At 50.9% G+C, this 23,656-nt stretch carries 24 protein-coding genes, 2 tRNA genes and 1 other RNA gene; 12 read left to right on the top strand and 15 right to left on the bottom strand.

The window, feature by feature from the left end; genetic code table 11:
• Window positions 1-120 precede the first annotated feature (120 nt).
• The 3 genes from BEB54_RS12090 (at window position 121) to BEB54_RS12080 (ending at window position 432) form a co-directional block, all read left to right on the top strand.
• Window positions 121-196 (top strand) — tRNA-Val (locus BEB54_RS12090).
• Between the two features lie 4 nt (window positions 197-200).
• A tRNA-Lys gene (locus BEB54_RS12085) sits at window positions 201-276 on the top strand.
• 27 nt (window positions 277-303) lie between these two features.
• Window positions 304-432: non-coding RNA, RtT sRNA (locus BEB54_RS12080), on the top strand.
• 110 nt (window positions 433-542) lie between these two features.
• On the opposite strand, the gene xapR is transcribed toward BEB54_RS12080, so the two are convergent.
• Genes xapR through xapA form a run of 4 tightly spaced genes read right to left on the bottom strand, consistent with a single transcriptional unit; the run spans window position 543 to window position 3,829 of the window.
• Window positions 543-1,427, bottom strand: coding sequence for a DNA-binding transcriptional regulator XapR (gene xapR / locus BEB54_RS12075; RefSeq protein ID WP_105282204.1), 885 nt, complete (start codon window positions 1,425-1,427; stop codon window positions 543-545).
• 40 nt (window positions 1,428-1,467) lie between these two features.
• On the bottom strand, window positions 1,468-1,626 hold the full coding sequence (locus BEB54_RS12070; protein WP_000651752.1) for a DUF1427 family protein: 159 nt from the start codon (window positions 1,624-1,626) through the stop codon (window positions 1,468-1,470).
• 52 nt (window positions 1,627-1,678) lie between these two features.
• Window positions 1,679-2,935, bottom strand: a complete 1,257-nt coding sequence (xapB, locus tag BEB54_RS12065; protein WP_000020390.1) for a xanthosine/proton symporter XapB — start codon at window positions 2,933-2,935, stop codon at window positions 1,679-1,681.
• A gap of 60 nt (window positions 2,936-2,995) precedes the next feature.
• On the bottom strand, window positions 2,996-3,829 hold the full coding sequence (xapA, locus tag BEB54_RS12060) for a xanthosine phosphorylase (RefSeq protein WP_105282203.1): 834 nt from the start codon (window positions 3,827-3,829) through the stop codon (window positions 2,996-2,998).
• A gap of 248 nt (window positions 3,830-4,077) precedes the next feature.
• Between xapA and BEB54_RS12055 the strand changes: the two genes are divergently transcribed.
• On the top strand, window positions 4,078-4,842 hold the full coding sequence (locus BEB54_RS12055; protein ID WP_000716371.1) for a nucleoside-specific channel-forming Tsx family protein: 765 nt from the start codon (window positions 4,078-4,080) through the stop codon (window positions 4,840-4,842).
• Window positions 4,843-4,880: 38 nt separating this feature from the next.
• Here BEB54_RS12055 and BEB54_RS12050 read toward each other — a convergent pair whose 3' ends face one another.
• Window positions 4,881-5,807: a LysR family transcriptional regulator gene (locus tag BEB54_RS12050; protein WP_047645727.1), complete on the bottom strand. Its 927-nt coding sequence runs from the start codon at window positions 5,805-5,807 to the stop codon at window positions 4,881-4,883.
• A gap of 89 nt (window positions 5,808-5,896) precedes the next feature.
• On the opposite strand from BEB54_RS12050, the gene BEB54_RS12045 reads away from it, so the two are divergent.
• Entirely contained in the window at window positions 5,897-6,895 is a 999-nt protein-coding gene (locus tag BEB54_RS12045) for a bile acid:sodium symporter family protein (protein WP_105282202.1), read from the top strand.
• Here BEB54_RS12045 and BEB54_RS12040 read toward each other — a convergent pair.
• From BEB54_RS12040 to zipA, 3 genes are all read right to left on the bottom strand, one after another.
• On the bottom strand, window positions 6,892-7,110 hold the full coding sequence (locus tag BEB54_RS12040) for a DUF3820 family protein (RefSeq protein ID WP_000410201.1): 219 nt from the start codon (window positions 7,108-7,110) through the stop codon (window positions 6,892-6,894). The two genes, BEB54_RS12045 and BEB54_RS12040, sit on opposite strands and share 4 nt — an antisense overlap.
• Before the next feature lies 1 nt (window position 7,111).
• Window positions 7,112-9,127: an NAD-dependent DNA ligase LigA gene (gene ligA / locus BEB54_RS12035; RefSeq protein WP_105282201.1), complete on the bottom strand. Its 2,016-nt coding sequence runs from the start codon at window positions 9,125-9,127 to the stop codon at window positions 7,112-7,114.
• 70 nt (window positions 9,128-9,197) lie between these two features.
• Window positions 9,198-10,196, bottom strand: a complete 999-nt coding sequence (gene zipA / locus BEB54_RS12030) for a cell division protein ZipA (protein ID WP_105282200.1) — start codon at window positions 10,194-10,196, stop codon at window positions 9,198-9,200.
• Window positions 10,197-10,425: 229 nt separating this feature from the next.
• Between zipA and cysZ the strand changes: the two genes are divergently transcribed.
• The 5 genes from cysZ to crr all read left to right on the top strand — a co-directional run bounded on the left by cysZ (window position 10,426) and on the right by crr (window position 15,306).
• Window positions 10,426-11,187 carry a sulfate transporter CysZ gene (gene cysZ, locus BEB54_RS12025; protein WP_000254839.1) on the top strand — a complete coding sequence of 254 codons (762 nt, stop codon included), beginning with the start codon at window positions 10,426-10,428 and terminating at the stop codon, window positions 11,185-11,187.
• A gap of 184 nt (window positions 11,188-11,371) precedes the next feature.
• A complete protein-coding gene (gene cysK, locus BEB54_RS12020) occupies window positions 11,372-12,343 on the top strand; it encodes a cysteine synthase A (protein WP_105282199.1) in 972 nt (323 codons plus the stop codon).
• A 383-nt stretch (window positions 12,344-12,726) separates the two neighbouring features.
• The gene (ptsH, locus tag BEB54_RS12015) at window positions 12,727-12,984 is read left to right on the top strand and encodes a phosphocarrier protein Hpr (RefSeq protein ID WP_000487600.1); all 258 of its coding nucleotides are present in this window, start codon (window positions 12,727-12,729) and stop codon (window positions 12,982-12,984) included.
• A gap of 44 nt (window positions 12,985-13,028) precedes the next feature.
• The gene (gene ptsI / locus BEB54_RS12010; RefSeq protein WP_000623136.1) at window positions 13,029-14,756 is read left to right on the top strand and encodes a phosphoenolpyruvate-protein phosphotransferase PtsI; all 1,728 of its coding nucleotides are present in this window, start codon (window positions 13,029-13,031) and stop codon (window positions 14,754-14,756) included.
• A 40-nt stretch (window positions 14,757-14,796) separates the two neighbouring features.
• Complete coding sequence (gene crr / locus BEB54_RS12005) at window positions 14,797-15,306, top strand: PTS glucose transporter subunit IIA (RefSeq protein WP_000522247.1); 510 nt, start codon at window positions 14,797-14,799, stop codon at window positions 15,304-15,306.
• 42 nt (window positions 15,307-15,348) lie between these two features.
• On the opposite strand, the gene pdxK is transcribed toward crr, so the two are convergent.
• Window positions 15,349-16,200, bottom strand: coding sequence for a pyridoxine/pyridoxal/pyridoxamine kinase (gene pdxK / locus BEB54_RS12000; protein WP_000096640.1), 852 nt, complete (start codon window positions 16,198-16,200; stop codon window positions 15,349-15,351).
• Window positions 16,201-16,304: 104 nt separating this feature from the next.
• On the opposite strand from pdxK, the gene BEB54_RS11995 reads away from it, so the two are divergent.
• Window positions 16,305-16,679, top strand: a complete 375-nt coding sequence (locus BEB54_RS11995; protein WP_105271487.1) for a YfeK family protein — start codon at window positions 16,305-16,307, stop codon at window positions 16,677-16,679.
• Between the two features lie 32 nt (window positions 16,680-16,711).
• Complete coding sequence (locus BEB54_RS11990) at window positions 16,712-17,446, top strand: WGR domain-containing protein (protein WP_105277658.1); 735 nt, start codon at window positions 16,712-16,714, stop codon at window positions 17,444-17,446.
• Window positions 17,447-17,650: 204 nt separating this feature from the next.
• Here the strand turns inward: BEB54_RS11990 and cysM are convergent, their stop codons facing one another.
• From cysM to ucpA, 6 genes are all read right to left on the bottom strand, one after another.
• On the bottom strand, window positions 17,651-18,562 hold the full coding sequence (gene cysM / locus BEB54_RS11980; protein ID WP_000105473.1) for a cysteine synthase B: 912 nt from the start codon (window positions 18,560-18,562) through the stop codon (window positions 17,651-17,653).
• Between the two features lie 134 nt (window positions 18,563-18,696).
• On the bottom strand, window positions 18,697-19,794 hold the full coding sequence (gene cysA / locus BEB54_RS11975) for a sulfate/thiosulfate ABC transporter ATP-binding protein CysA (RefSeq protein ID WP_000021028.1): 1,098 nt from the start codon (window positions 19,792-19,794) through the stop codon (window positions 18,697-18,699).
• On the bottom strand, window positions 19,784-20,659 hold the full coding sequence (gene cysW, locus BEB54_RS11970; RefSeq protein WP_000852686.1) for a sulfate/thiosulfate ABC transporter permease CysW: 876 nt from the start codon (window positions 20,657-20,659) through the stop codon (window positions 19,784-19,786). Before cysW ends, cysA begins: the two co-directional genes overlap by 11 nt.
• A complete protein-coding gene (gene cysT / locus BEB54_RS11965) occupies window positions 20,659-21,492 on the bottom strand; it encodes a sulfate/thiosulfate ABC transporter permease CysT (RefSeq protein WP_000458406.1) in 834 nt (277 codons plus the stop codon). The genes cysW and cysT overlap by 1 nt, the downstream gene beginning before the upstream one ends.
• A complete protein-coding gene (gene cysP / locus BEB54_RS11960) occupies window positions 21,492-22,508 on the bottom strand; it encodes a thiosulfate/sulfate ABC transporter substrate-binding protein CysP (protein ID WP_000290221.1) in 1,017 nt (338 codons plus the stop codon). The genes cysT and cysP overlap by 1 nt, the downstream gene beginning before the upstream one ends.
• A gap of 303 nt (window positions 22,509-22,811) precedes the next feature.
• Window positions 22,812-23,603 (bottom strand): SDR family oxidoreductase UcpA, encoded by a 792-nt coding sequence (ucpA, locus tag BEB54_RS11950; RefSeq protein ID WP_000517442.1) that lies wholly within the window; start codon window positions 23,601-23,603, stop codon window positions 22,812-22,814.
• Window positions 23,604-23,656 lie beyond the last annotated feature (53 nt).

Genomic DNA, 23,656 nt, shown 5'->3' with positions numbered 1-23,656 from the left:
GTGATTAGCTCAGCTGGGAGAGCACCTCCCTTACAAGGAGGGGGTCGGCGGTTCGATCCCGTCATCACCCACCACTTTCTCGCCAGCTAGATTTCTTGTAACAATGTGAAGTACCGAAGTGGGTGATTAGCTCAGCTGGGAGAGCACCTCCCTTACAAGGAGGGGGTCGGCGGTTCGATCCCGTCATCACCCACCACTTCGGGTCGTTAGCTCAGTTGGTAGAGCAGTTGACTTTTAATCAATTGGTCGCAGGTTCGAATCCTGCACGACCCACCAATGTAAAAAGGCGCCCTAAAGGCGCCTTTTTGCTATCTGCGATATAGATGATTCGAACCTGCTGCAGGTTCGGTGTTGAGCGTAGCGAAACAACGGAGCCGCTTGCGGCGACGGCCCGAAGGGCGAGCGAAGCGAGTCATCCTGCACGACCCACCAATGTAAAAAAGCGCCCTAAAGGCGCTTTTTTGCTATCTGCAATTTGCGAAATTGCCTGATGCGCTTCGCTTATCAGACCAACTATGTCCGGCAGTTCCCGTGCCTCTCATCTACTGCGCCAACGCCGCCAGCAGTTTAACCAGCGCGGGCGTCACCTTCTGCGTTTCATAAACAATATATAAGTCTGCCGGGATGCGTTCTTTGAGCGGACGGAATATGACACCGGGCCAGTTCATCTGCGCGTAGCTGTCCGCTATCAATGTGATACCAATACCCATACTGACCATGGCGAGTACCGTTTGCGGTTCATTAACTTCGCGAATAACAACCGGTGAAAATCCCACCTGCTGGCAAACTCGCTGCAAAAAATCCCAGTCAGTGTACACGGGCGGCATTGTAACGAAATACTCGTCACGTAGCGCTTCCAGCGGGACGGTGGAAAATGATGAGAGATGATGCTCTTCAGGCATCGCCACCAGAAACGCCGATTCATGCAACCGTAAGCTGGTAAAACCAGTCGGTGGTTCTGTCGCCATTCGCCAGATCCCGGCATCAAGTTCGCGGCGTTCCAGCAAGGCCATTTGCATCGCGGGCATCTTTTCGCGAAACAGAACTTCAACGTTAGGATTTTCTCTAAGGAATCGCCGCATAACCGGGCGCATCCGTCCCCACATTGCCGTTCCCACAACCCCGAGTTCAATCCGCCCTGCTTCTCCCCGACCTATTTGTTCAACCCGAGCCAATATATTATTTGCATTCACCAGCAATCGACGCGATTCTTCCATCAAGATTTTGCCCGCGTGTGTCAGTACGACGCTGCGCGAATGGCGAATAAAAAGCTGCGTGCCGAGTTGATTTTCCAGCTCTTTAATATGAATACTGAGCGGAGGCTGAGACATATTTAAACGCGCTGCTGCGCGACCAAAATGCAACTCTTCCGCTACGGCAAGAAAATAACGGAGCAACTTAAGATCTGTTCTATATACGCGTTCCATAATTAAGTGCTCCATATAAAAAATACATCGTATTAAATTATCATGGCATAAAGTATTTCACCACCAGATATCCGACATACATAAACACGATGGATAATATACCCGGCAATACATTTGGAACAGGAATAGGTAATCGCACGATTGTAAACAAAGCACCAATGCCAAAACCAACGCCAGAAGAAAATAAAATATCTTTCACTAATTAACCTTTATCATAAAAGCAGCCCCAAGGAACAGAGCTGCGAATCCTTTTAATGTGTAACTGAACGATGCGTTATCTTTTCAGGGTCATGGTTATATTTAAACCCAAAGAAAAATATCACTGCGAGGAAAAGAGCATACCCTGCAAACATCAGCCAAATGGTATGCCAATCTTTTACGCCATCCACCGAGAAGTAATCCACTGCCATACCGCTCAGAATCGAGCCAACCCATGCGCCGACGCCATTTACCATCGTCATAAAAAGGCCCTGGGCGCTGGCACGAATGCTGGAATCAACTTCCTGTTCGACAAAGACCGAACCAGAAATATTGAAGAAATCGAATGCACAACCGTAAACAATCATCGACAGCAACAGCAAAATAAACCCGGTTGGTGATGGATCGCCATAGGCAAAGAAGCCAAAGCGCAGCGTCCACGCCACCATACTCATCAGCATGACGGTTTTAATACCGAAACGCTTCAAAAAGAACGGTATCGTCAGAATGAAACCGACTTCAGCCATCTGTGAAACTGACAGTAAAATGGACGGATATTTCACCACGAAGCTATCAGCAAACTCAGGATTACGGGCGAAATCATGCAGGAACGGGTTGCCAAAAACGTTGGTAATTTGCAGCACCGCACCCAGCATCATGGCGAAGAGGAAAAAGATAGCCATGCGTGGATTTTTAAACAGCACGAAGGCATCCAGACCCAGCTTGCTGGCAAGCGATGTAGTCGCTTTTTTCTCCGCAACCGGAATCTTCGGCAAAGTCAGCGCATAAGCCGACAGCAGCAATGACGCACCGGACGCGATATACAGTTGCAGACTACTCAATTCCAGATGCAGCAGGCTTACTGCCCACATGGCGACAATGAACCCCACCGTACCAAAAACGCGAATGGGCGGGAAAGCGGTCACCGGGTCAAGCCCTGCCTGGGCAAGACAGGAATAAGAGACGCTGTTCGATAACGCAATAGTCGGCATAAACGCCATCGCATTGACTAACATCACCCAAAACATCATATCCGGATCAGTTACGGATGCCGCATAAAAAAGTACGCCCGCACACACCAGGTGACACAGCATGTATGCACGTTCTGCACGCAGCCATTTGTCTGCGATGATCCCCATTATACCAGGCATAATAATCGCGGCGATCCCTTTGGAACTGTAAACCATGCCAACATTAGCGCCGGTGAAATGAAGGGTATTAATCATGTAAGAACCGAGGGTAACCAGCCAGCTCCCCCAGATAAAATATTGCAAAAAGGACATTACCTTTAAGCGCAAAGCGATGCTCATAATCGTTTCCTTGTCGCATCATATGGCCTCACTCAGTGAGGCCGTTTATTGTTGTTTTACTCAGGCAATTTTGCGCAGAAAGCCGCAAATAAGATTAATAAAGTTTTGCTTTGAGAGTTCCGCTGCTGCCAGCGTTTGGGCATGAGAAAGCTTCACGTCACTCAGACCTTCCGCCATGTTGGTAATCGCAGAGACCGCAACGACTTTAAGTTCGCAATGGCGAGCTGAAATAACCTCAGGCACCACAGACATACCAACAACATCCCCACCAATAATTTGCATCATGCGAATTTCCGCCGCAGTCTCGAAATTCGGCCCCGGATACGAGACGAACACGCCCTCCGTCAGAGGGAACCCCTCTTCTTTCGCCACTTTTTGTAACAGTGCGCGGTATTCCGCATCGTAGGCATTCGCCAGCGAGAAGAAGCGCTCACCAAAGCGTTCATCATTAAGACCCACCATCGGCGTTCCCGGCATGGTGTTGATGTGATCTTTCAATGCGACCAGACTGCCGGCCCCCACTTCAGGACGCAGTGAGCCAGCCGCATTGGTGCAGAACAGCAACTCGCAGCCCAGCAACTTAAAGGTACGGATTGCATCCGTCATGATGGTCATCCCACGACCTTCGTAGAAATGTCCGCGACCTTTCATGCACGCCACTGGCACCCCCTGGAGATAACCCAGCACCAGCTCACCCGCATGACCGTGTACGGTACTTACCGGGAACCCAGGCAGCTTTTCGTAGGAAATTGCGACCGCGTTCTCAATCTGATCGGCCAGCGCGCCCAGCCCGGAACCTAAAATAAAGGCCACTCGTGGCGTGAAATCAGGTTTATAAGTCTTGATAATATCTACGCAATACAGTGGGTTATGAGAAAAGAGAGCCTGATACATATATATCCTTTTTTTGTAGGGTGGAATCTAACGCCTTTTTATAACGAGATTGCCCTACCTCATACCAATACACTTTTTTCATGTATCCGATAGTTATTCGATATCGATATATTTATATTTTTTCACTATTAATAGGCTGAAAAAACTGTATTGGTACTCTCCTTTCCCTTGCATTAACAATATGCCGCTTTTAATCAACCTTTTTATTAAGCAATCAACTAATAACGATCGGCATAGGGAATTATGCTATGAAAAAACATCTTTTTACTCTGACACTCTCTTCTGTATTGGCGATACCAGCAGTATCCCATGCAGAATTTAAAGGCGGTTTTGCTGATATAGGTATTCATTATCTTGACTGGACTAGCAGAACCACTGAGAAATCGTCGACCAAATCACACAAAGATGATTTTGGATATCTGGAACTGGAAGGCGGCGCTAACTTTAGTTGGGGAGAAATGTACGGGTTCTTCGACTGGGAAAACTTTTATAATGATCGTCATGATAAACAGGGTAGCGAGCAGCGTTATACATTTAAAAATACCAACCGTATTTACCTGGGTGACACCGGATTTAATCTCTACTTGCATGCGTATGGCACCTACGGTTCTGCGAATCGTGTGAATTTCCATGACGATATGTTCCTTTACGGGATCGGCTACAATTTCACCGGCAGCGGTTGGTGGTTCAAACCGTTCTTTGCAAAACGCTATACAGACCAAACCTATTATACCGGCGATAACGGTTATGTCGCCGGTTGGGTTGCAGGTTACAGCTTTATGCTGGGCAGTGAGAAATTCACCCTCACCAACTGGAACGAGTACGAGTTTGATCGTGATGCCACCTACGCGGCAGGTAATGGCGGCAAAGAAGGTCTGAACGGTGCCGTCGCACTTTGGTGGAATGCAACTTCACACATCACCACAGGGATTCAGTATCGTTATGCGGATGACAAACTGGGCGAAGATTTTTACCAGGATGCGATAATCTACTCCATCAAATTTAATTTCTGATTGATTACTGCCGGAGCTCCCGGCAGTATGAATTCACTCTATATCTGATACAAAGGATCCCCTTCCCGCCCAGCCATTAGCGCATTGCCCTGGTCTCGTACTACGTCCCATAACGCTTCAGCGGCGGTGGAAAGTGAACGGTTCTTCCTGCGCACCAGCATCAACTGGCGTTCAACCACCGGCGTAATGCGCTTTACCACCAGTGGGCTACCTTCAGGCAATGGTAGCGCCAGTGCGGGAAGAATACTGATGCCGATGCCTGCGGCTACCATCGGGAACAGCGTCGCCGGATGACCAATCTCCTGCACAATATTCGCCTGAATACCATTGCGCGTCAGCGCTGCGTCAATCAGCGGTCGGCTGCCTGACGCGTAATCCTGCAACACCAATTTCGCTCCCTGTAATGCCTGCCAGGGTACATAATCTTCCACGGCCAAAGCGCTATCGCGATGGCAAAGCAGAAAGAAAGGCTCGGAAAGAATCGCTTCACATTGCAGATCGCCCACTGGGCCTGGATCGATGACGATGCCAAAATCGACATCTCCCTGGCGAATACTTTCCATCACCCACTGCTGCGGACGATCGTGCAGGACAAACTGAATATCTGGATAGCGGCGATGGCTTTCAGCAATGCATTGCGGAATAAGATGCGCGGAAATGGTCTGGCTGGCAGCGACCCGAACTTTTCCGCTCAGTTGTTGCCCCATACGCCCGGTATCGCGCAACGTGCTGTTAAGTTCATCCAGCAGTCGCTCAAGACGCAAAGCCAACTGCTGCCCTGCATCTGTAAGCACCACTTCACGCGTGGTTCTGTCCAGCAGGCGAACACCAGTATGATTTTCCAGCTCCTTCACACTGTGACTCACTGCCGACTGGCTCAGGCCGATACGCTCTCCTGCACGACTAAAACTTTTCTCCTGCGCTACTGTGACGAAAACCTTTAATTGCTTTAAAGAATAATTCATCTTTTTTCTTCATGAATGGATGCAATAAATCAATTTTATTTCTCAAACTGGAAGAAGCACAATAGAACCATCGATCATCTGGAGTCTTTATGAAACTTTTTCGTATCCTCGATCCTTTCACCTTAACCCTGATCACGGTGGTGTTGCTGGCCTCTTTCTTTCCGGCCAGGGGCGATTTCGTTCCCTTCTTTGAAAATCTGACTACCGCAGCCATTGCTCTGCTGTTCTTTATGCACGGCGCGAAGTTATCGCGAGAGGCCATTATTGCAGGCGGTGGTCATTGGCGACTGCATTTATGGGTAATGTGCAGCACCTTCGTGCTGTTTCCGATTCTGGGCGTGCTGTTTGCGTGGTGGAAACCGGTAAATGTCGACCCGATGCTCTACTCCGGTTTTCTCTACTTGTGCATTCTCCCCGCGACCGTGCAGTCTGCAATCGCCTTCACGTCAATGGCGGGCGGTAACGTCGCGGCGGCGGTTTGTTCTGCGTCAGCATCCAGCCTGCTGGGGATTTTCCTTTCACCGTTGCTGGTTGGCCTGGTGATGAATGTTCACGGTGCAGGGGGCAGCCTTGAGCAGGTAGGTAAGATAATGCTGCAACTGCTGCTGCCGTTTGTGTTGGGGCATCTTTCGCGGCCGTGGATTGGTGACTGGGTGTCGCGTAATAAAAAATGGATTGCGAAAACTGACCAGACGTCCATTCTATTGGTGGTTTATACGGCATTCAGCGAAGCCGTCGTTAACGGTATCTGGCACAAAGTTGGCTGGGGATCATTGCTGTTTATCGTGGTGGTCAGTTGCGTTCTTCTGGCTATCGTGATTGTAGTTAACGTCTTTATGGCACGCCGACTAGGCTTCAATAAGGCAGATGAAATTACTATCGTCTTTTGTGGTTCGAAAAAGAGTCTGGCAAATGGCATCCCGATGGCAAACATTCTGTTCCCCACATCCGTGATCGGTATGATGGTGCTGCCCCTGATGATTTTCCATCAGATCCAATTGATGGCCTGTGCGGTGCTGGCGCGTCGATACAAACGCCAGACCGAACAGTTACAGGCGCAGCAGGAAAGCAGCGCCGATAAAGCTTAAAGTGGGCGTTTCAGGGGCTGGACCAGTTGCGTCAGCCCCTCGGTTTTAATCAGCAGCGTGATTTGCATTAGCTCACCGAGCTTCCCTGCCGGGAATTCATCCTTGCGGGCAAACCACAAAAGATACTCTTCCGGCAGGTCGATTAAGCGACGTCCTTTGTACTTGCCAAACGGCATTATCGTATTGGCTATTTCAATCAGCTGCTCTTTTTCCATCTCAGCTTCCCAGCAAACGCAGCATTTCCGCTTCATCGATCACTTCAATGCCCAGTTCTTGCGCTTTCGCCAGTTTAGAACCAGCCGCTTCTCCGGCAATCACCAGATCAGTTTTCTTCGACACACTGCCCGCGACTTTCGCGCCCAGTTCGACCAGTCGAGCTTTAGCGTCATCACGCGACATCTGGCTTAAGCTGCCCGTAAGCACCACGGTTTTACCAGCAAACGGGCTGTCAATCTCTTCCGCGTTAATCACCACCGGCGCAGGCCAGTGAACGCCTTCCGCCAACAGCTCGCTGATGACATTGCGGTTGCTTTCTTCGGCAAAGAAGTTGTGAACGTGGGAGGCAACGACAATGCCAACATCAGGCACCTTTTGCAGCTCTTCAATCGAAGCGGCTTCCAGCGCTTCCAGCGTGCCGAAATATGCCGCCAGACCTGCTGCGGTGGCCTCGCCGACTTCACGGATGCCAAGTGCATAGAGGAAGCGGGCAAAGGTGGTTTCTTTCGCTTTTTCCAGCGCGTTAACCACATTTTGTGCCGATTTCGGCCCCATGCGCTCCAGTCCGGTCAGTTTGCCTGCGGTGAGTTTGAACAGATCCGCCGGGGTATGGACATATTCTTTTTCAACCAGTTGATCGATGATTTTGTCGCCCATACCGTCAACGTCCATCGCACGGCGGGAAACAAAGTGTTTCAGCGACTCTTTACGCTGAGCACCGCAAATCAGGCCACCGGTACAGCGGGCAACCGCTTCACCTTCCACACGCTCGACGTCAGAACCACATACCGGACAATGCGTCGGGAATACAACCTCACGGGTATCTTCCGGGCGTTCAGAAAGCACGACGTTAACCACCTGCGGGATCACGTCGCCAGCGCGGCGAATCACCACTTTATCGCCAATGCGTAAACCAAGACGTTCGATTTCGTCAGCATTATGCAGTGTGGCGTTACTCACCAGCACACCAGCAACATGGACTGGTTCAAGACGCGCAACAGGCGTAATCGCGCCAGTACGCCCAACCTGAAACTCGACGTCACGCACAAAGGTCATCTGTTCCTGCGCCGGGAATTTAAACGCTACCGCCCAGCGCGGGGCACGCGCAACAAAGCCAAGCTGTTCCTGCTGTGCCAGTGAGTTGACCTTAATTACCACGCCGTCGATATCAAAGCCCAGCGTCGGGCGGTCTTCTTCCACTTTGTGGTAGAACGCCAGCACTTCTTCCGCCGATTCACAAAGCGTTACCCGATCGCTGACCGGTAATCCCCACTTTTTAAATTGCAGTAAACGGCCAAGATGAGTATCCGGTAGCTCGCCACCTTCCAGAACACCGACGCCATAGCAGAAAAAAGTGAGCGGTCGCTTCGCTGTAATACGCGGATCAAGCTGACGCAGTGAACCTGCAGCCGCATTACGCGGGTTAGCAAACACTTTCCCGCCCGTGCGTCGCGCATCTTCGTTAATCTTTTCGAACCCCGCCTGCGGCAGGAACACTTCACCACGCACTTCCAGACGCGCCGGGATATTCTCACCGTGTAGCTTCAGCGGAATGGCGCGAATAGTACGCACGTTTGATGTAATGTCTTCGCCGGTAGTGCCATCGCCACGGGTCGCTGCACTGACTAAAACGCCATTTTCATACAGAATGCTGACGGCAAGACCATCCAGTTTCAGCTCACAGCACCAGGTCACTTTTTCGTTGCTTTTCAGACGATCCTGTACGCGTTTGTTGAAAGCAAGAAAGCTTTCTTCATCAAAGACGTTATCCAGCGACAACATGGGCACTTCATGGCGGATCTGGCTGAAAGCCGCCAGCGGCGCAGCACCTACACGTTGGGTAGGTGAATCAGGTGTAATCAGCTCTGGATGTTTGGCTTCCAGCTCGCGCAGTTCGCGCATCAGCCTGTCGTATTCAGCGTCGGGAATTTCCGGCGCATCCATCACATGATAAAGATATTCATGATGGCGAAGCGTCGTTCGCAGTTCTGTCAGTTGTTGTTCGATTGATTCCATATCGCACCATCAATGCTAAAAACCCCCGACAAGCGGGGGTTCGAAGAGGAGTTAATTTGCCTTAAGTGTATCAGGCGTTGGCGTCTTTGACTTCGCGGATGATGTCCTGGTACTCGCGCAATTTCTGCGGAGTCATCATACGGCGCTGATCGTCAAGCACTACACCGCCCACTTCATCGGCAATATGCTGCGCAGATTGCAGCATCAGCTTAAAGTTCTGCAGCTCGTCACCGTAAGACGGTACCTGCATAAAGATAGTGACACCCGGAGTAGTGAAATCCTTCATTTCAGGATCGAAGGTTCCCGGTTTCACCATATTCGCCAGGCTGAATAACGCCGGGCCGCTGCCATCCGGGCTAAGATGACGATGGTAAATGTTCATATCGCCAAAAATGAAGCCCGCTTGTTGAATGCTGTTAAGAAGCAGTTCACCGTTTAACTCGCTACCGTGATGCGCCGCGACGTTCATGATAATCACCGCTTCTTTGCGCTTCGGTTTATCCATAACTGGAGCCGGTTCCGCTACAGGCTCAGGCTGTGGTGCCGCTACAGGTTCTGCAGGCTGGAAAGCCTGTTGTGCCGGTTGCGGCGCTGAATGCACTGGCTGCGGCGCTGACGCGACCTGTGGCGCAACTGGCTGCTGCAACGGCTGTTCAGGCTGAGGCTGATAGGCAGGCTGCTGCACGGGTTGCTGCACCGGCTGCGTTGGACGCGGAGCATGTTGCGGCGGTACCTGCGCTTCAGGCGGCTGCTGGACCGGTTGACGCGGCTGCGCAGACGCATAAGGCGGTTGGTACTGGTGTTGCGGCGACGGACGAGCAGCCTCATGCTCCTGGGCGTTAGCCGGGGCATGATTCACGCGGTGAACACGAACCTCACCAACGCCCTCATCTTCTTCGACATCCTCGTCATAAGAATCGTCGTCACGTTTTGACTTCATTCGTTTTAATGGCCGATCGCGGAACATAGAAGATCGTTCTTTACGGCTGGTCCAGAAACCATGTACCAGTAAAGCGATTATGGCGATCGCGCCAACAATGATTAATATCAGACGCAAATCCTGCATCATTATATTCTCTGTTGTTCTAACACCTTGCCACCACGGCAAACATTTACTCACTAAGAGTATTTGCCGATTACCTCAAGTGCAAGTGCACTATTAACTTTCACAGCACAAAGATAGATGAAATCGTGCTTTTTGCTGTTTTTTCGAACATATCCTAACTGTCCATTGCGCAATTACCCGGTAAAATACGCAGAATTTTCCTGGGATTGGTCAAAAGGAGCTCATCCTGATTATGGTTTCATCATTCACATCTGCCCCACGCAGCGGTTTTTACTATTTTGCGCAAGGCTGGAAGCTCGTCTCGCAACCTGGGATTCGGCGTTTTGTTATTTTACCGCTGTTGGTCAATATTTTGTTGATGGGGGGCGCATTCTGGTGGCTCTTTACGCAACTCGATGTCTGGATCCCGACTCTCATGAGTTATGTTCCGGACTGGTTACAATGGCTGAGCTATCTGTTGTGGCCCCTGGCTGTCATCTCTGTGCTGTTAGTGTTTGGCTATTTCTTCTCAACGATTGCTAACTGGATTGCTGCTCCGTTCAACGGTTTATTGGCTGAACAACTGGAAGCAAGACTGACTGGCGCTACACCGCCAGATACCGGAATTTTCGGTATCATGAAAGATGTGCCGCGAATCATGAAACGCGAATGGCAAAAATTTGCCTGGTATCTGCCGCGCGCAATTGTATTGCTAATTCTTTACTTCATCCCTGGCATTGGGCAAACCGTCGCACCGGTACTGTGGTTCCTGTTTAGCGCCTGGATGTTAGCCATCCAGTATTGCGATTACCCCTTCGATAACCACAAAGTGCCGTTTAAAGAGATGCGCACCGCCCTGCGCACACGCAAAATCACCAATATGCAGTTTGGTGCTTTAACCAGCCTGTTTACGATGATCCCGCTGCTTAATCTGTTCATTATGCCCGTTGCCGTTTGTGGCGCGACGGCGATGTGGGTCGATTGCTATCGCGATAAACACGCGATGTGGCGGTAACAATCTACCGGTTATTTTGTAAACCGTTTGTGTGAAACAGGGGTGGCTTATGCCACCCCTTATTCCATCCTGCATGTCATTATTTCCCTTCTGCATATAGATATGCTAAATCCTTACTTCCGCATATTCTCTGAGCGGGTATGCTACCTGTTGTATCCCAATTTCATACAGTTAAGGACAGGCCATGAGTAAGATTTTTGAAGATAACTCGCTGACTATCGGTCACACGCCGCTGGTTCGCCTGAATCGCATCGGTAACGGACGCATTCTGGCGAAGGTGGAATCCCGTAACCCCAGCTTCAGCGTTAAGTGCCGTATCGGTGCCAACATGATTTGGGATGCCGAAAAGCGCGGCGTGCTGAAACCAGGCGTTGAACTGGTTGAACCAACCAGCGGTAATACCGGGATTGCACTGGCCTATGTGGCTGCCGCTCGCGGTTACAAACTCACCCTGACCATGCCAGAAACCATGAGTATTGAACGCCGCAAGCTGCTGAAAGCGTTAGGTGCAAACCTGGTGCTGACCGAAGGTGCTAAAGGCATGAAAGGCGCAATCCAAAAAGCAGAAGAAATTGTCGCCAGGAATCCAGAGAAATACCTACTGCTGCAACAATTCAGCAATCCGGCAAACCCTGAAATTCACGAAAAAACCACCGGTCCGGAGATCTGGGAAGATACCGACGGTCAGGTTGATGTATTTATTGCTGGTGTTGGGACTGGCGGTACGCTGACCGGCGTCAGCCGCTACATTAAAGGCACCAAAGGCAAGACTGATCTCATCTCTGTCGCCGTGGAGCCAACCGATTCTCCGGTTATCGCCCAGGCGCTGGCAGGTGAAGAGATTAAACCTGGCCCGCATAAAATTCAGGGGATTGGCGCTGGTTTTATCCCGGCTAACCTTGATCTCAAACTGGTCGATAAAGTCATTGGCATCACCAATGAAGAAGCTATTTCTACCGCGCGTCGTCTGATGGAAGAGGAAGGTATTCTTGCAGGTATCTCTTCTGGAGCGGCTGTTGCTGCAGCGTTGAAACTACAAGAAGATGAAAGCTTTACCAACAAGAATATTGTGGTTATTCTACCGTCATCGGGTGAGCGTTATTTAAGCACCGCATTGTTTGCCGATCTCTTCACTGAGAAAGAATTGCAACAGTAATGCCAGCTTGTTAAAAATGCGTAAAAAAGCACCTTTTCAGGTGCTTTTTTGTGGCCTGCTTCAAACTTTCGCCCCTCCTGGCATTGATTCAGCCTGTCGGAACTGGTATTTAACCAGACTAATTATTTTGATGCGCGAAATTAATCGTTACAGGAAAAGCCATAGCTGAATCGATTTTATGATTTGGTTCAATTCTTCCTTTAGCGGCATAATGTTTAATGACGTACGAAACGTCAGCGGTCAACACCCGCCAGCAAAGGACTGTATTGCGCTCTTCGTGCGTCGCGTCTGTTAAAAACTGGCGCTAACAATACAGGCTAAAGTCGAACCGCCAGGCTAGACTTTAGTTCCACAACACTAAACCTATAAGTTGGGGAAATACAATGTTCCAGCAAGAAGTTACCATTACCGCTCCGAACGGTCTGCACACCCGCCCTGCTGCCCAGTTTGTAAAAGAAGCTAAGGGCTTCACTTCTGAAATTACTGTGACTTCCAACGGCAAAAGCGCCAGCGCGAAAAGCCTGTTTAAACTGCAGACTCTGGGCCTGACTCAAGGTACCGTTGTGACTATCTCCGCAGAAGGCGAAGACGAACAGAAAGCGGTTGAACATCTGGTTAAACTGATGGCGGAACTCGAGTAATTTCCCGGGTTCTTTTAAAAATCAGTCACAAGTAAGGTAGGGTTATGATTTCAGGCATTTTAGCATCCCCGGGTATCGCTTTCGGTAAAGCTCTGCTTCTGAAAGAAGACGAAATTGTCATTGACCGGAAAAAAATTTCTGCCGACCAGGTTGATCAGGAAGTTGAACGTTTTCTGAGCGGTCGTGCCAAGGCATCAGCCCAGCTGGAAACGATCAAAACGAAAGCTGGTGAAACGTTCGGTGAAGAAAAAGAAGCCATCTTTGAAGGGCATATTATGCTGCTCGAAGATGAGGAGCTGGAGCAGGAAATCATAGCCCTGATTAAAGATAAGCACATGACAGCTGACGCAGCTGCTCATGAAGTTATCGAAGGTCAGGCTTCTGCCCTGGAAGAGCTGGATGATGAATACCTGAAAGAGCGTGCGGCTGACGTACGTGATATCGGTAAGCGCCTGCTGCGCAACATCCTGGGCCTGAAGATTATCGACCTGAGCGCCATTCAGGATGAAGTCATTCTGGTTGCCGCTGACCTGACGCCGTCCGAAACCGCACAGCTGAACCTGAAGAAGGTGCTGGGTTTCATCACCGACGCGGGTGGCCGTACTTCCCACACCTCTATCATGGCGCGTTCTCTGGAACTGCCTGCTATCGTGGGTACCGGTAGCGTCACCTCTCAGGTGAAAAATGACGACTATCTGATTCTGGATGCCGTAAATAATCAGGTTTACGTCAATCCAACCAACGAAGTTATTGATAAAATGCGCGCTGTTCAGGAGCAAGTGGCTTCTGAAAAAGCAGAGCTTGCTAAACTGAAAGATCTGCCAGCTATTACGCTGGACGGTCACCAGGTAGAAGTGTGCGCTAACATCGGTACGGTTCGTGACGTTGAAGGTGCTGAGCGTAACGGCGCTGAAGGCGTTGGTCTTTATCGTACTGAGTTCCTGTTCATGGACCGCGACGCGCTGCCCACTGAAGAAGAACAGTTTGCTGCTTACAAAGCAGTGGCTGAAGCGTGTGGCTCTCAGGCGGTTATCGTTCGTACCATGGACATCGGCGGCGACAAAGAGCTGCCATACATGAACTTCCCGAAAGAAGAGAACCCGTTCCTCGGCTGGCGCGCTATCCGTATCGCGATGGATCGTAAAGAGATCCTGCGCGATCAGCTCCGCGCTATCCTGCGTGCCTCTGCTTTCGGTAAATTGCGCATCATGTTCCCGATGATCATCTCTGTTGAAGAAGTGCGTGCACTGCGCAAAGAGATCGAAATCTACAAACAGGAACTGCGCGACGAAGGTAAAGCGTTTGACGAGTCAATTGAAATCGGCGTAATGGTGGAAACACCGGCTGCCGCAACAATTGCACGTCATTTAGCCAAAGAAGTTGATTTCTTTAGTATCGGCACCAATGATTTAACGCAGTACACTCTGGCAGTTGACCGTGGTAATGATATGATTTCACACCTTTACCAGCCAATGTCACCGTCCGTGCTGAACTTGATCAAGCAAGTTATTGATGCTTCTCATGCTGAAGGCAAATGGACTGGCATGTGTGGTGAGCTTGCTGGCGATGAACGTGCTACACTTCTGTTGCTGGGGATGGGTCTGGACGAATTCTCTATGAGCGCCATTTCTATCCCGCGCATTAAGAAGATTATCCGTAACACGAACTTCGAAGATGCGAAGGTGTTAGCAGAGCAGGCTCTTGCTCAACCGACAACGGACGAGTTAATGACGCTGGTTAACAAGTTCATTGAAGAAAAAACAATCTGCTAATCCACGAGATGCGGCCCAATTTACTGCTTAGGAGAAGATCATGGGTTTGTTCGATAAACTGAAATCTCTGGTTTCCGACGACAAGAAGGATACCGGAACTATTGAGATCATTGCTCCGCTCTCTGGCGAGATCGTCAATATCGAAGACGTGCCGGATGTCGTTTTTGCGGAAAAAATCGTTGGTGATGGCATTGCTATCAAACCAACTGGAAACAAAATGGTCGCGCCTGTAGACGGCACCATTGGTAAAATCTTTGAGACCAACCACGCGTTCTCTATCGAATCTGATAGCGGCGTTGAACTGTTCGTCCACTTCGGTATCGACACCGTTGAACTGAAAGGCGAAGGCTTCAAGCGTATTGCTGAAGAAGGTCAGCGCGTGAAAGTTGGCGATACTGTGATTGAATTCGATCTCCCGCTGCTGGAAGAGAAAGCCAAGTCTACCCTGACTCCGGTTGTTATCTCCAACATGGACGAAATCAAAGAACTGATCAAACTGTCCGGTAGCGTGACTGTGGGTGAAACTCCGGTTATTCGCATCAAGAAATAATTCTTGCCGCAGTGAAAAATGGCGCCCATCGGCGCCATTTTTTTATGCTTCAGCCAGAGGCGGCAAAATCAATTCATCGCTCTCATGCTGCTGGGTATAGCGCATCACTTCCAGTACGCGCAACCCCGCGCGGTGCACCGCATCGGTTAACGCCTTCCCTTTCAGCAAACCACTGATAAGCTGAGCACAAAACAGGTCGCCAGTCCCTTTCAGGTCAGTTTTAACCCGGGAATGGGAAATGACATTCACGCTGTCGGCACTGACCACCACCACCTGCATCTCCTGATTTTCTTCATTGCCGGAGGCGCTGGTAATCACCACCCATTTTAATGTGTCTGAAAGCAGACTTTTTGCGGCAGCAATGGCACTGTCGAGATCGCGGCAATCTTTACCGGTCAGGATTTCCAGCTCAAAGATATTAGGCGTAATACCCTGCGCCAGAGGCAGTAAATATTGTCGGTATGCCTCAGGAAGGTCAGGTTTGACATAAATTCCGCTATCAATATCGCCAATCACCGGATCGACCATAATCAATAAGTCAGGATGGTCTTTGCGTAGCGCAGTCAGCCACTCGGCAAGGATTTTGATTTGCGATGCCGTTCCCATATAGCCCGTGGTGACAGCGCGCAGCTGGCGCAGCGCATCACGCTCCTGAAGCGCACGCAAATAACCGCTAAACCATTCGTCCGGAATCGCACCACCGTAGAAAGTGTCATAATGCGGCGTATTGCTCAGCAATACCGTCGGCACGGCAAAGACATTCAGGCCGTTCTGTTTGATAGCAGGCACGGCAATGCTGTTGCCTACGCTGCCGTACACTACCTGCGACTGCACGGCGACGATATCCGCCTGCAATGCCCTGCTCTTATCGTTAAACAACAACAAACTACTCATTTAATTTTTTCTCCTTGCCGATGATCCTCATCGTATTCCAACCGAAACTTTACCTGATTCTGGCAGTCAAATCGGCTATCACAAAACAAGGATAAGGTAATTCAATGAAGAAAATCATTTGTCTGGTCATTACGCTGCTAATGACACTCCCCGCTTACGCGAAGTTAACCGCCCACGAAGAAGCCCGCATCAACGCCATGCTGGAGGGATTAGCACAGAAAAAGGATTTGATATTTGTGCGCAACGGCGATGAACATACCTGCGATGAAGCGGTTTCCCATTTGCGTCTGAAGCTGGGCAATACCCGTAATCGCATTGATACTGCTGAGCAATTTATTGATAAGGTTGCTTCGTCATCATCGATTAGCGGGAAGCCGTATATCGTGAAGATGCCCGGTAAGAGCGATGAAAACGCGCAACCTTTTTTACATGCGTTAATTGCGCAGACGGATAAAACGGTGCCTGCGGAAGGGAATTAATCCGCTTTGGCAAGGCATTTACAGGAGGTAACATGAAAAAATGCTTTATTTATAACGATGAAAAATCGAATAAATTTTGGTGGATAGATGACGAAGGGGATAGTTTAGCTATCAACTATGGCAAGGTAGGTAGTATTGGTAAATTCCAGACAAAAGAGTTCGATAATGAAGAACAGTGTCTGAAAGAAGCCAGTAAATTGATTGCCGCAAAAATGAAGAAAGGCTATCAAGAAGATCCAAACTTTAACTACATGGATCGCTACTATTTTGATGATGAAGAAATTGGGTTACATGTTAAAACGTCACACCCAAACTTCCAGTGCCATTTTACTGATCCACTTTATGTGTGTTGCTGGGATGAAGAATCTCCTTTTGGCAGCGATGAAGGTGCTGATGCTCTAAACGTTCTTGAAAATAGCCTGCGTAAAGAGCCGGATCTAGATTGTGCTGATTTCCCTCAAATGTTAATTGAAACTATCTGGGGTATGAAATATATCGCTATGGAAAGTATTCTTGAAGAGGATATTCGTGCGCAATTACTAGCCGATGAAATGAGCACTATCCAGAGCAATATGATTACCTACGCAACTGCATTCGGTCAGATTAAAGTCATGGGTAAAATCTCCCATAAACTTAAAAAGATGGGACTCAATGCACTAGCCCGTCATCAGCTTACCGCAAAAATTCTTCAATGGGGTGATGGTCAGGACTCACCAATACTTCAAAAAATGATTGATGACCTTACTACGTTTCCACACGAAAATTAAAAACTGCATTTGTCGGCAGCAACAACTGCCGACAAAGCAGATTATTGACAAAGTGCACTTTGTTTATGCCAGATGCAGCGTAAATGCCTTATTCGGCCTACAAAATATTGCTAATTCAATATATTACAGGAACCTTGTAGGCCTGATAAGCGTAGCGCATCAGGCAGTTTTGCGTTTGTCATCAGCCTCCAATGCTATTAATCCTTAAATGCCCGCCCCCTGACTAAAGTGCTCTTCCCCAAACACCCCGGTAGAAAGGTAGCGATCGCCGCGATCGCAGATGATCGCCACCACTACAGCGCCGGGGTTGGCTTTTGCCACCCGCAGTGCTCCGGCAACCGCGCCGCCAGAACTGACACCGCAGAAAATCCCTTCCCGCACTGCCAGTTCGCGCATGGTGTTTTCCGCATCGCGCTGATGAATATCCAGCACCTCATCCACCAGCGAAGCGTTGAAGATGCCTGGCAGATATTCCTCAGGCCAGCGACGAATGCCGGGAATGCTGCTGCCCTCTTCCGGCTGCAGACCAACAATGGTCACCGGTTTGGATTGCTCGCGCATAAAGCGCGACACGCCGGTAATCGTACCGGTCGTCCCCATGCTGGAGACAAAATGGGTAATGCGACCGCCGGTTTGCTGCCAGATTTCCGGCCCGGTGGTGGTGTAATGCGCATAAGGATTATCGGGATTATTAAACTGATCGAGCAGCTTGCCTTCGCCACGATTCGCCATCTCCAGCGCCAGATCGCGCGCACCTTCCATGCCCTGCTCTTTAGTGACCAGAATCAGCTCCGCACCGTAGGCACGCATCGCCGCGCGACGCTCCTGGCTCATGTTATCGGGCATCAGCAATTTCATGCGATACCCTTTCAGCGCAGCGATCATTGCCAGCGCAATCCCGGTGTTACCACTGGTGGCTTCGATTAACACATCACCCGGTTTAATTTCCCCGCGCTTTTCCGCCTCGACGATCATCGAAAGCGCCGCACGATCTTTCACCGAACCGGCCGGATTATTGCCTTCCAGCTTTAACCACACTTCACTGCCGTTATCCGGCCCCATTCGTTGTAATTTCACCAGAGGCGTATTGCCTATTGTTTGTTCTAATGTACTCACGATCTCTGTCCATACGTGGTGTTGCCTGATGCGACATTTACGCGTCTTATCAGGCCTACAGGTTACAAAACCTTGCCATTAAAAAGCCCGGATCGCGGGAAGCGCCTCCGGGCGTTTAACATTCACTCAACCTATCAGGCGCTTTGTGCGAGAGCAAGTTCCTCATCGCGGGTTTCAATACGCTCGTCGCCGTTATACAGCCGCGCATGTTGCAGCCCGACGAACAAACGATCGCCGCGCACTGGCGCATCATCGCCACGCATTACCACGGTGAGCGGATCTTCATACCACCCCAGCGGCTGCACGACTAATTGGGTGTAGTGACCTTTCGGGCTGGCTTCCAGCACCTGTACCGGCAGCGGAGAATCGAGGCTGGTGCGGCGGCTGATATCCACTTCCCACGGGCGCAGGAAGAGATCCACCGGCCCCTGGTACGCAGGGGTATATCCCAGCGGCCAGCGGTGCGCACCAACGTGGAACTGCCCACCGCGAATCGTTCCCTGCAAGCGGTTCACTTCGCCCATAAACTCCAGCACAAAACGGGTCGCCGGTTCGCGCCAGACCTGATCGGGTTCATCAGCCTGTTCGATATTGCCCTGGCTCATCACCACCACGCGGTTGGCGACTTCCATCGCCTCTTCCTGGTCGTGGGTAACGAACACGCTGGTGAATTTCAGCTCTTCATGCAACTGACGCAGCCAACGACGCAGCTCTTTACGCACCTGCGCATCCAGCGCGCCAAACGGTTCATCAAGCAGCAGAATCTGCGGTTCCACAGCCAGCGCCCGCGCCAGCGCCACACGCTGTTTCTGGCCGCCGGAAAGCTGGGCCGGATAACGATCCGCCAGATGGGCAAGCTGCACCATTTCCAGCAATTTTGTCACTTTCGCTTTGATCGCCGCGGCATTCGGGCGCTCGCGACGCGGCAGCACCGTCAGGCCGAAGGCAATATTGTCGAACACCGTCATATGGCGGAACAGCGCGTAATGCTGAAACACGAAACCGACTTTGCGATCGCGTGCATGCAGGCGGCTGACGTCGGTGCCGTGGAAACGAATATGCCCGCTGGTTTGATGCTCCAGCCCGGCAATAATCCGCAGCAGCGTGGTTTTCCCGGAACCGGACGGCCCCAGCAACGCGACCATCTGACCAGAAGGAATATCCAGTGAGATATCGTTCAGCACCTGGGTGCGACCAAACGACTTCTTAATATTGGCAATCTCAATGCTCATGATGTTCCTCCTGTTGCGCGCGTTTTTCCTGATTCTCCAGGCGCCACTGCAACATACTCTTTAAAAACAGGGTGATAATCGCCATCAGCGTCAACAGCGCCGCGGCGGTAAAGGAGCCGACGGTGTTGTAGTCCTGCTCCAGCAATTCAATCTGTAACGGCAGCGAAAGTGTTTCGCCGCGAATCGAGCCGGAAACCACCGACACCGCACCAAACTCGCCAATCGCGCGGGCGTTGGTCAGCACCACGCCATAAAGCAGCGCCCAGCGGATGTTCGGCAGCGTGACGCGCCGGAACATCTGCCAGCCAGACGCGCCAAGCAAAATCGCCGCTTCGTCTTCCTGGCTGCCCTGACTTAACATCACTGGCACCAGCTCGCGCACCACAAACGGACAGGTCACGAAGATGGTGACCAGCACCATTCCCGGCCAGGAGAACATAATTTGCAGATTATGTTCATCCAGCCAGCCGCCGAGCGGGCCATTAGAGCCGTAGAACAGCAGATAGACCAGACCGGCAACCACCGGGGACACGGCAAACGGAATATCCAGCAGCGTCAGCAATAACTGGCGTCCGGGGAAGTTAAAGCGCGTCACCAGCCACGCCAGCAGAATCCCGAACACCAGGTTTACCGGGACGGCAATCAGCGCAATCATCACCGTTAGCCAGATGGCATGTAGCATGTCCGGATCGGCCAGATTCTGTAAAACTGGCATCAGCCCTTTGCTGAATGCCTGCACGAAGATGTAAATCATCGGCACCAGCAGGATGAACGCCGAAACCAGCATCCCGATGCCAATCAGGAACCATTTGCCCCAGTTAATCGGGCGCGCGTCATAACGCTTCAACTGTGTCACTTCCGCCATTAATGACCTACCACACGCCGACCAAAGCGACTTTGCAGAGTGTTAATTGAGAACAGCAGCAGCAGTGACGCCGCGAGGATCACCGAAGCAATTGCGCTCGCCGCCGGGTAATCAAACTCCTGTAAGCGAACAAAAATCATCAGCGACGTCACTTCCGTCTTCCAGGCGATGTTCCCGGCGATAAAAATCACCGCACCAAACTCACCGAGACTACGGGTAAACGACAGCGCCACGCCCGCCACCAGCGCCGGAGAAAGTTCCGGCAGCACCACTTTGCAGAAACTCTGCCAGCGCGTTGCGCCGAGCGTTTCTGCGGCTTCTTCATATTCCGGGCCTAACTCCTCCAGCACCGGCTGCACGGTACGCACCACAAACGGAATACTGGTAAAGGCCATCGCCACCGCGATACCAAGCCACGTATAGGTGACTTTGATATCAAACTTCGCCAGCCACTCGCCGTAAAAACCGTTCACGGAAAAGAGCGAGGCCAGCGTTAAACCTGCTACCGCCGTTGGTAGCGCAAACGGTAAATCCATCAGCGCATCAAGCAGCGTGCGGCCCGGAAAGCGGTAGCGGGTTAAAATCCACGCCATCAGCAGGCCGAAAACGCCGTTAAAAATCGATGCCACAAACGCCGACAGCAGCGTCACTTTATAGGCCGCGACCACCTGCGGGTTGGTGATCACCTCCCAATACTGCGCCCAGCTCATCTGAGCCAGTTGCATCACCAGTGCGGAGAGCGGCAGCAGCAAAATCAGGCACACAAACAGCAGACTGGTGCCGAGGCTTAAGGTAAAGCCCGGCAGCACGCGTCTGGAAGAAACTGCAAACATTAGTTACGCCCCGCCGCTAACAGCTTGTCTAACTCGCCGCCGCTGTTGAAGTGGGTTTTCATCACTTCCGGCCAGGAGCCAAATTTATCTTCCACGCGAAACAGCTCGGTCTGCGGGAATTTGTCTTTCAGTTTGTCCATGACTTCCGGGTTATTCACGCGGTAGTAATAATCGGTAATGATCGTTTGCGCCTGTGGGCTGTAGAGCCAGTTCAGGTAAGCTTTTGCCGCTTTTTCCGTGCCGTTGGCCTGCACGTTTTTATCGACCCACGCCACCGGGAATTCCGCCAGAATGTTGGTTTTCGGAATCACCACTTCAAAGCCCTGCGCTTCATACTGCTTGCGGATGTTGTTCACTTCCGATTCGAAGCTAATCAGCACATCGCCCAGCCCGCGCTCGGCAAAAGTAGTGGTCGCGCCACGACCGCCGGTATCGAACACTTCCACGTTTTTCAGGAACTGAGTCATAAACTGTTCGGTTTTGGCTTTGTCGCCTCCGTCGGCTTTATCCGCTGCGCCCCACGCGGCTAGATAGGTGTAACGCGCGTTACCGGAGGTTTTTGGGTTCGGGAAAATCAGCTTCACGTCGGAGCGCACCAGATCGTTCCAGTCGTGGATATTCTTCGGGTTGCCCTTACGCACCAGGAAGCCCATGGTGGAGTAAAACGGCGAGCTGTTATTCGGCAGGCGCGACTGCCAGTCAGCCGGGATCAGCTTGCCTTTATCATGCAGGATCTGCACGTCGGTCACCTGGTTATAAGTGACAACGTCCGCTTTTAAGCCCTGCAAAATCGCCAGCGCCTGTTTTGATGACCCGGCATGAGATTGTTTTATCGTCAGTTTATCGCCGCCGTTGTCTTTGGCCCATTGTTGCTCAAACGGCGGATTCAGGGCAGCAAACAGCTCGCGGGAGACGTCATAAGAACTGTTCAGCAGTTCCGTTGCCTGTACATGGCCCGCCAGCAGCAGAGAAGCGACCAGCGCGAGTGAGTTCTTTTTCAGTAAGTTAACGGCCATTGCGCACCCTTATTAATTAAATGACTTTCTATTAGTCATCATATTTATAACGGACGTGAAAGGAGTAACGGTTTTATATACCGTTTGGTGATTTGGAAGTTGAAAAGGGAATAAGAACTTGGTTCAACAGGCGTAATTGTTGCAGTCAGTTTGGACACGAACAGCGCGGAGAAACCGGAGCGTACACATAGTACGTGAGGATTTCGAGCACTGCCCGGGGCCAAAATGACAAATAAAATAGCCTGGTGAACTTAGTTCAAGACGAAATCCTCCCCACACATGCAGGGAGGAAACAGAGGTGAATCAGATGCCGACGCTAACCGTCTCCGGCAGTGTGCTGCCGCCATCAATCACATTCTGTGTACCGGTTAAATAGCTGGATTCATCGGATGCGAGGAAGGCCGCCAGTTCGCCAACTTCCAGCGGATCGGCGAGGCGACGCAACGGGATTGCTTTCGCCATTTCAGTCAGCACCGATTCCGGATCCTCCGGGTTCGACTGACGCGCGATGCTTTCCGCCATTGGCGTGCGAACATATCCTGGGCAGATGGCGTTAACGCGAATACCAGACTGCGCGTACTCCACCGCCAGCGATTTAGTCAGGCCAACAATCGCCGCTTTCGTTAAGGCATACGCCGTTTCGCCCGGATCGGCCACCATATCGCCAGTGACCGAAGACATCATCACAATGCGACCATCTTTGCGGGCAATCATCTCCGGCAGCACCGCCTTTGTGACGTTCCATACGCCTTTTATATTGATATCAATATGGAAATCGCGATCTTCATCGCTCATATCGAGGAAACTGCCCAGACGACAAACGCCTGCGTTATTCACCAGGATATCAATGCGCCCTTCTTTTTCCTTTGCGCGCTTGATAGCTGCGGCTACCGATGCCGGGTCACGCACATCGGCGACAACCGCCGTACAGCGATGACCACGACCACACAGTTCGTCCGCCAGCTTTTCGATCTCAGGGGAGATATCCAGCAAGATTAGGTTTGCGCCATGACGCGCAAAAGTTCTGGCAATTCCTTCGCCAATTCCCTGCAATGCGCCCGTAATCAGTGCTGTCTTGCCCGTGAGTTTACCCATTTTAATGCTCTCCTTGTTAATACAGAGCGTTACACTCCATTCCCTCTGAAAAT

Origin of the sequence: Escherichia sp. MOD1-EC6021 (assembly GCF_002965245.1) — a bacterium.
Lineage (GTDB): Bacteria > Pseudomonadota > Gammaproteobacteria > Enterobacterales > Enterobacteriaceae > Escherichia > Escherichia coli_F.
Note: the sequence above shows the minus strand (reverse complement) of the source record. Positions and strands in the feature narration are given on the sequence as shown.

Bases quoted from the DNA above. Each gene is read 5' to 3' on its own strand.
- xapR (WP_105282204.1), bottom strand. From the start codon at position 1,427: ATGGAACGCGTATATAGAACAGATCTTAAGTTGCTCCGTTATTTTCTT.
- xapB (WP_000020390.1), bottom strand. From the start codon at position 2,935: ATGAGCATCGCTTTGCGCTTAAAGGTAATGTCCTTTTTGCAATATTTT.
- xapA (WP_105282203.1), bottom strand. From the start codon at position 3,829: ATGTATCAGGCTCTCTTTTCTCATAACCCACTGTATTGCGTAGATATT.
- BEB54_RS12055 (WP_000716371.1), top strand. From the start codon at position 4,078: ATGAAAAAACATCTTTTTACTCTGACACTCTCTTCTGTATTGGCGATA.
- BEB54_RS12050 (WP_047645727.1), bottom strand. From the start codon at position 5,807: ATGAATTATTCTTTAAAGCAATTAAAGGTTTTCGTCACAGTAGCGCAG.
- BEB54_RS12045 (WP_105282202.1), top strand. From the start codon at position 5,897: ATGAAACTTTTTCGTATCCTCGATCCTTTCACCTTAACCCTGATCACG.
- BEB54_RS12040 (WP_000410201.1), bottom strand. From the start codon at position 7,110: ATGGAAAAAGAGCAGCTGATTGAAATAGCCAATACGATAATGCCGTTT.
- ligA (WP_105282201.1), bottom strand. From the start codon at position 9,127: ATGGAATCAATCGAACAACAACTGACAGAACTGCGAACGACGCTTCGC.
- zipA (WP_105282200.1), bottom strand. From the start codon at position 10,196: ATGATGCAGGATTTGCGTCTGATATTAATCATTGTTGGCGCGATCGCC.
- cysZ (WP_000254839.1), top strand. From the start codon at position 10,426: ATGGTTTCATCATTCACATCTGCCCCACGCAGCGGTTTTTACTATTTT.
- cysK (WP_105282199.1), top strand. From the start codon at position 11,372: ATGAGTAAGATTTTTGAAGATAACTCGCTGACTATCGGTCACACGCCG.
- ptsH (WP_000487600.1), top strand. From the start codon at position 12,727: ATGTTCCAGCAAGAAGTTACCATTACCGCTCCGAACGGTCTGCACACC.
- ptsI (WP_000623136.1), top strand. From the start codon at position 13,029: ATGATTTCAGGCATTTTAGCATCCCCGGGTATCGCTTTCGGTAAAGCT.
- crr (WP_000522247.1), top strand. From the start codon at position 14,797: ATGGGTTTGTTCGATAAACTGAAATCTCTGGTTTCCGACGACAAGAAG.
- pdxK (WP_000096640.1), bottom strand. From the start codon at position 16,200: ATGAGTAGTTTGTTGTTGTTTAACGATAAGAGCAGGGCATTGCAGGCG.
- BEB54_RS11995 (WP_105271487.1), top strand. From the start codon at position 16,305: ATGAAGAAAATCATTTGTCTGGTCATTACGCTGCTAATGACACTCCCC.
- BEB54_RS11990 (WP_105277658.1), top strand. From the start codon at position 16,712: ATGAAAAAATGCTTTATTTATAACGATGAAAAATCGAATAAATTTTGG.
- cysA (WP_000021028.1), bottom strand. From the start codon at position 19,794: ATGAGCATTGAGATTGCCAATATTAAGAAGTCGTTTGGTCGCACCCAG.
- cysW (WP_000852686.1), bottom strand. From the start codon at position 20,659: ATGGCGGAAGTGACACAGTTGAAGCGTTATGACGCGCGCCCGATTAAC.
- cysT (WP_000458406.1), bottom strand. From the start codon at position 21,492: ATGTTTGCAGTTTCTTCCAGACGCGTGCTGCCGGGCTTTACCTTAAGC.
- cysP (WP_000290221.1), bottom strand. From the start codon at position 22,508: ATGGCCGTTAACTTACTGAAAAAGAACTCACTCGCGCTGGTCGCTTCT.
- ucpA (WP_000517442.1), bottom strand. From the start codon at position 23,603: ATGGGTAAACTCACGGGCAAGACAGCACTGATTACGGGCGCATTGCAG.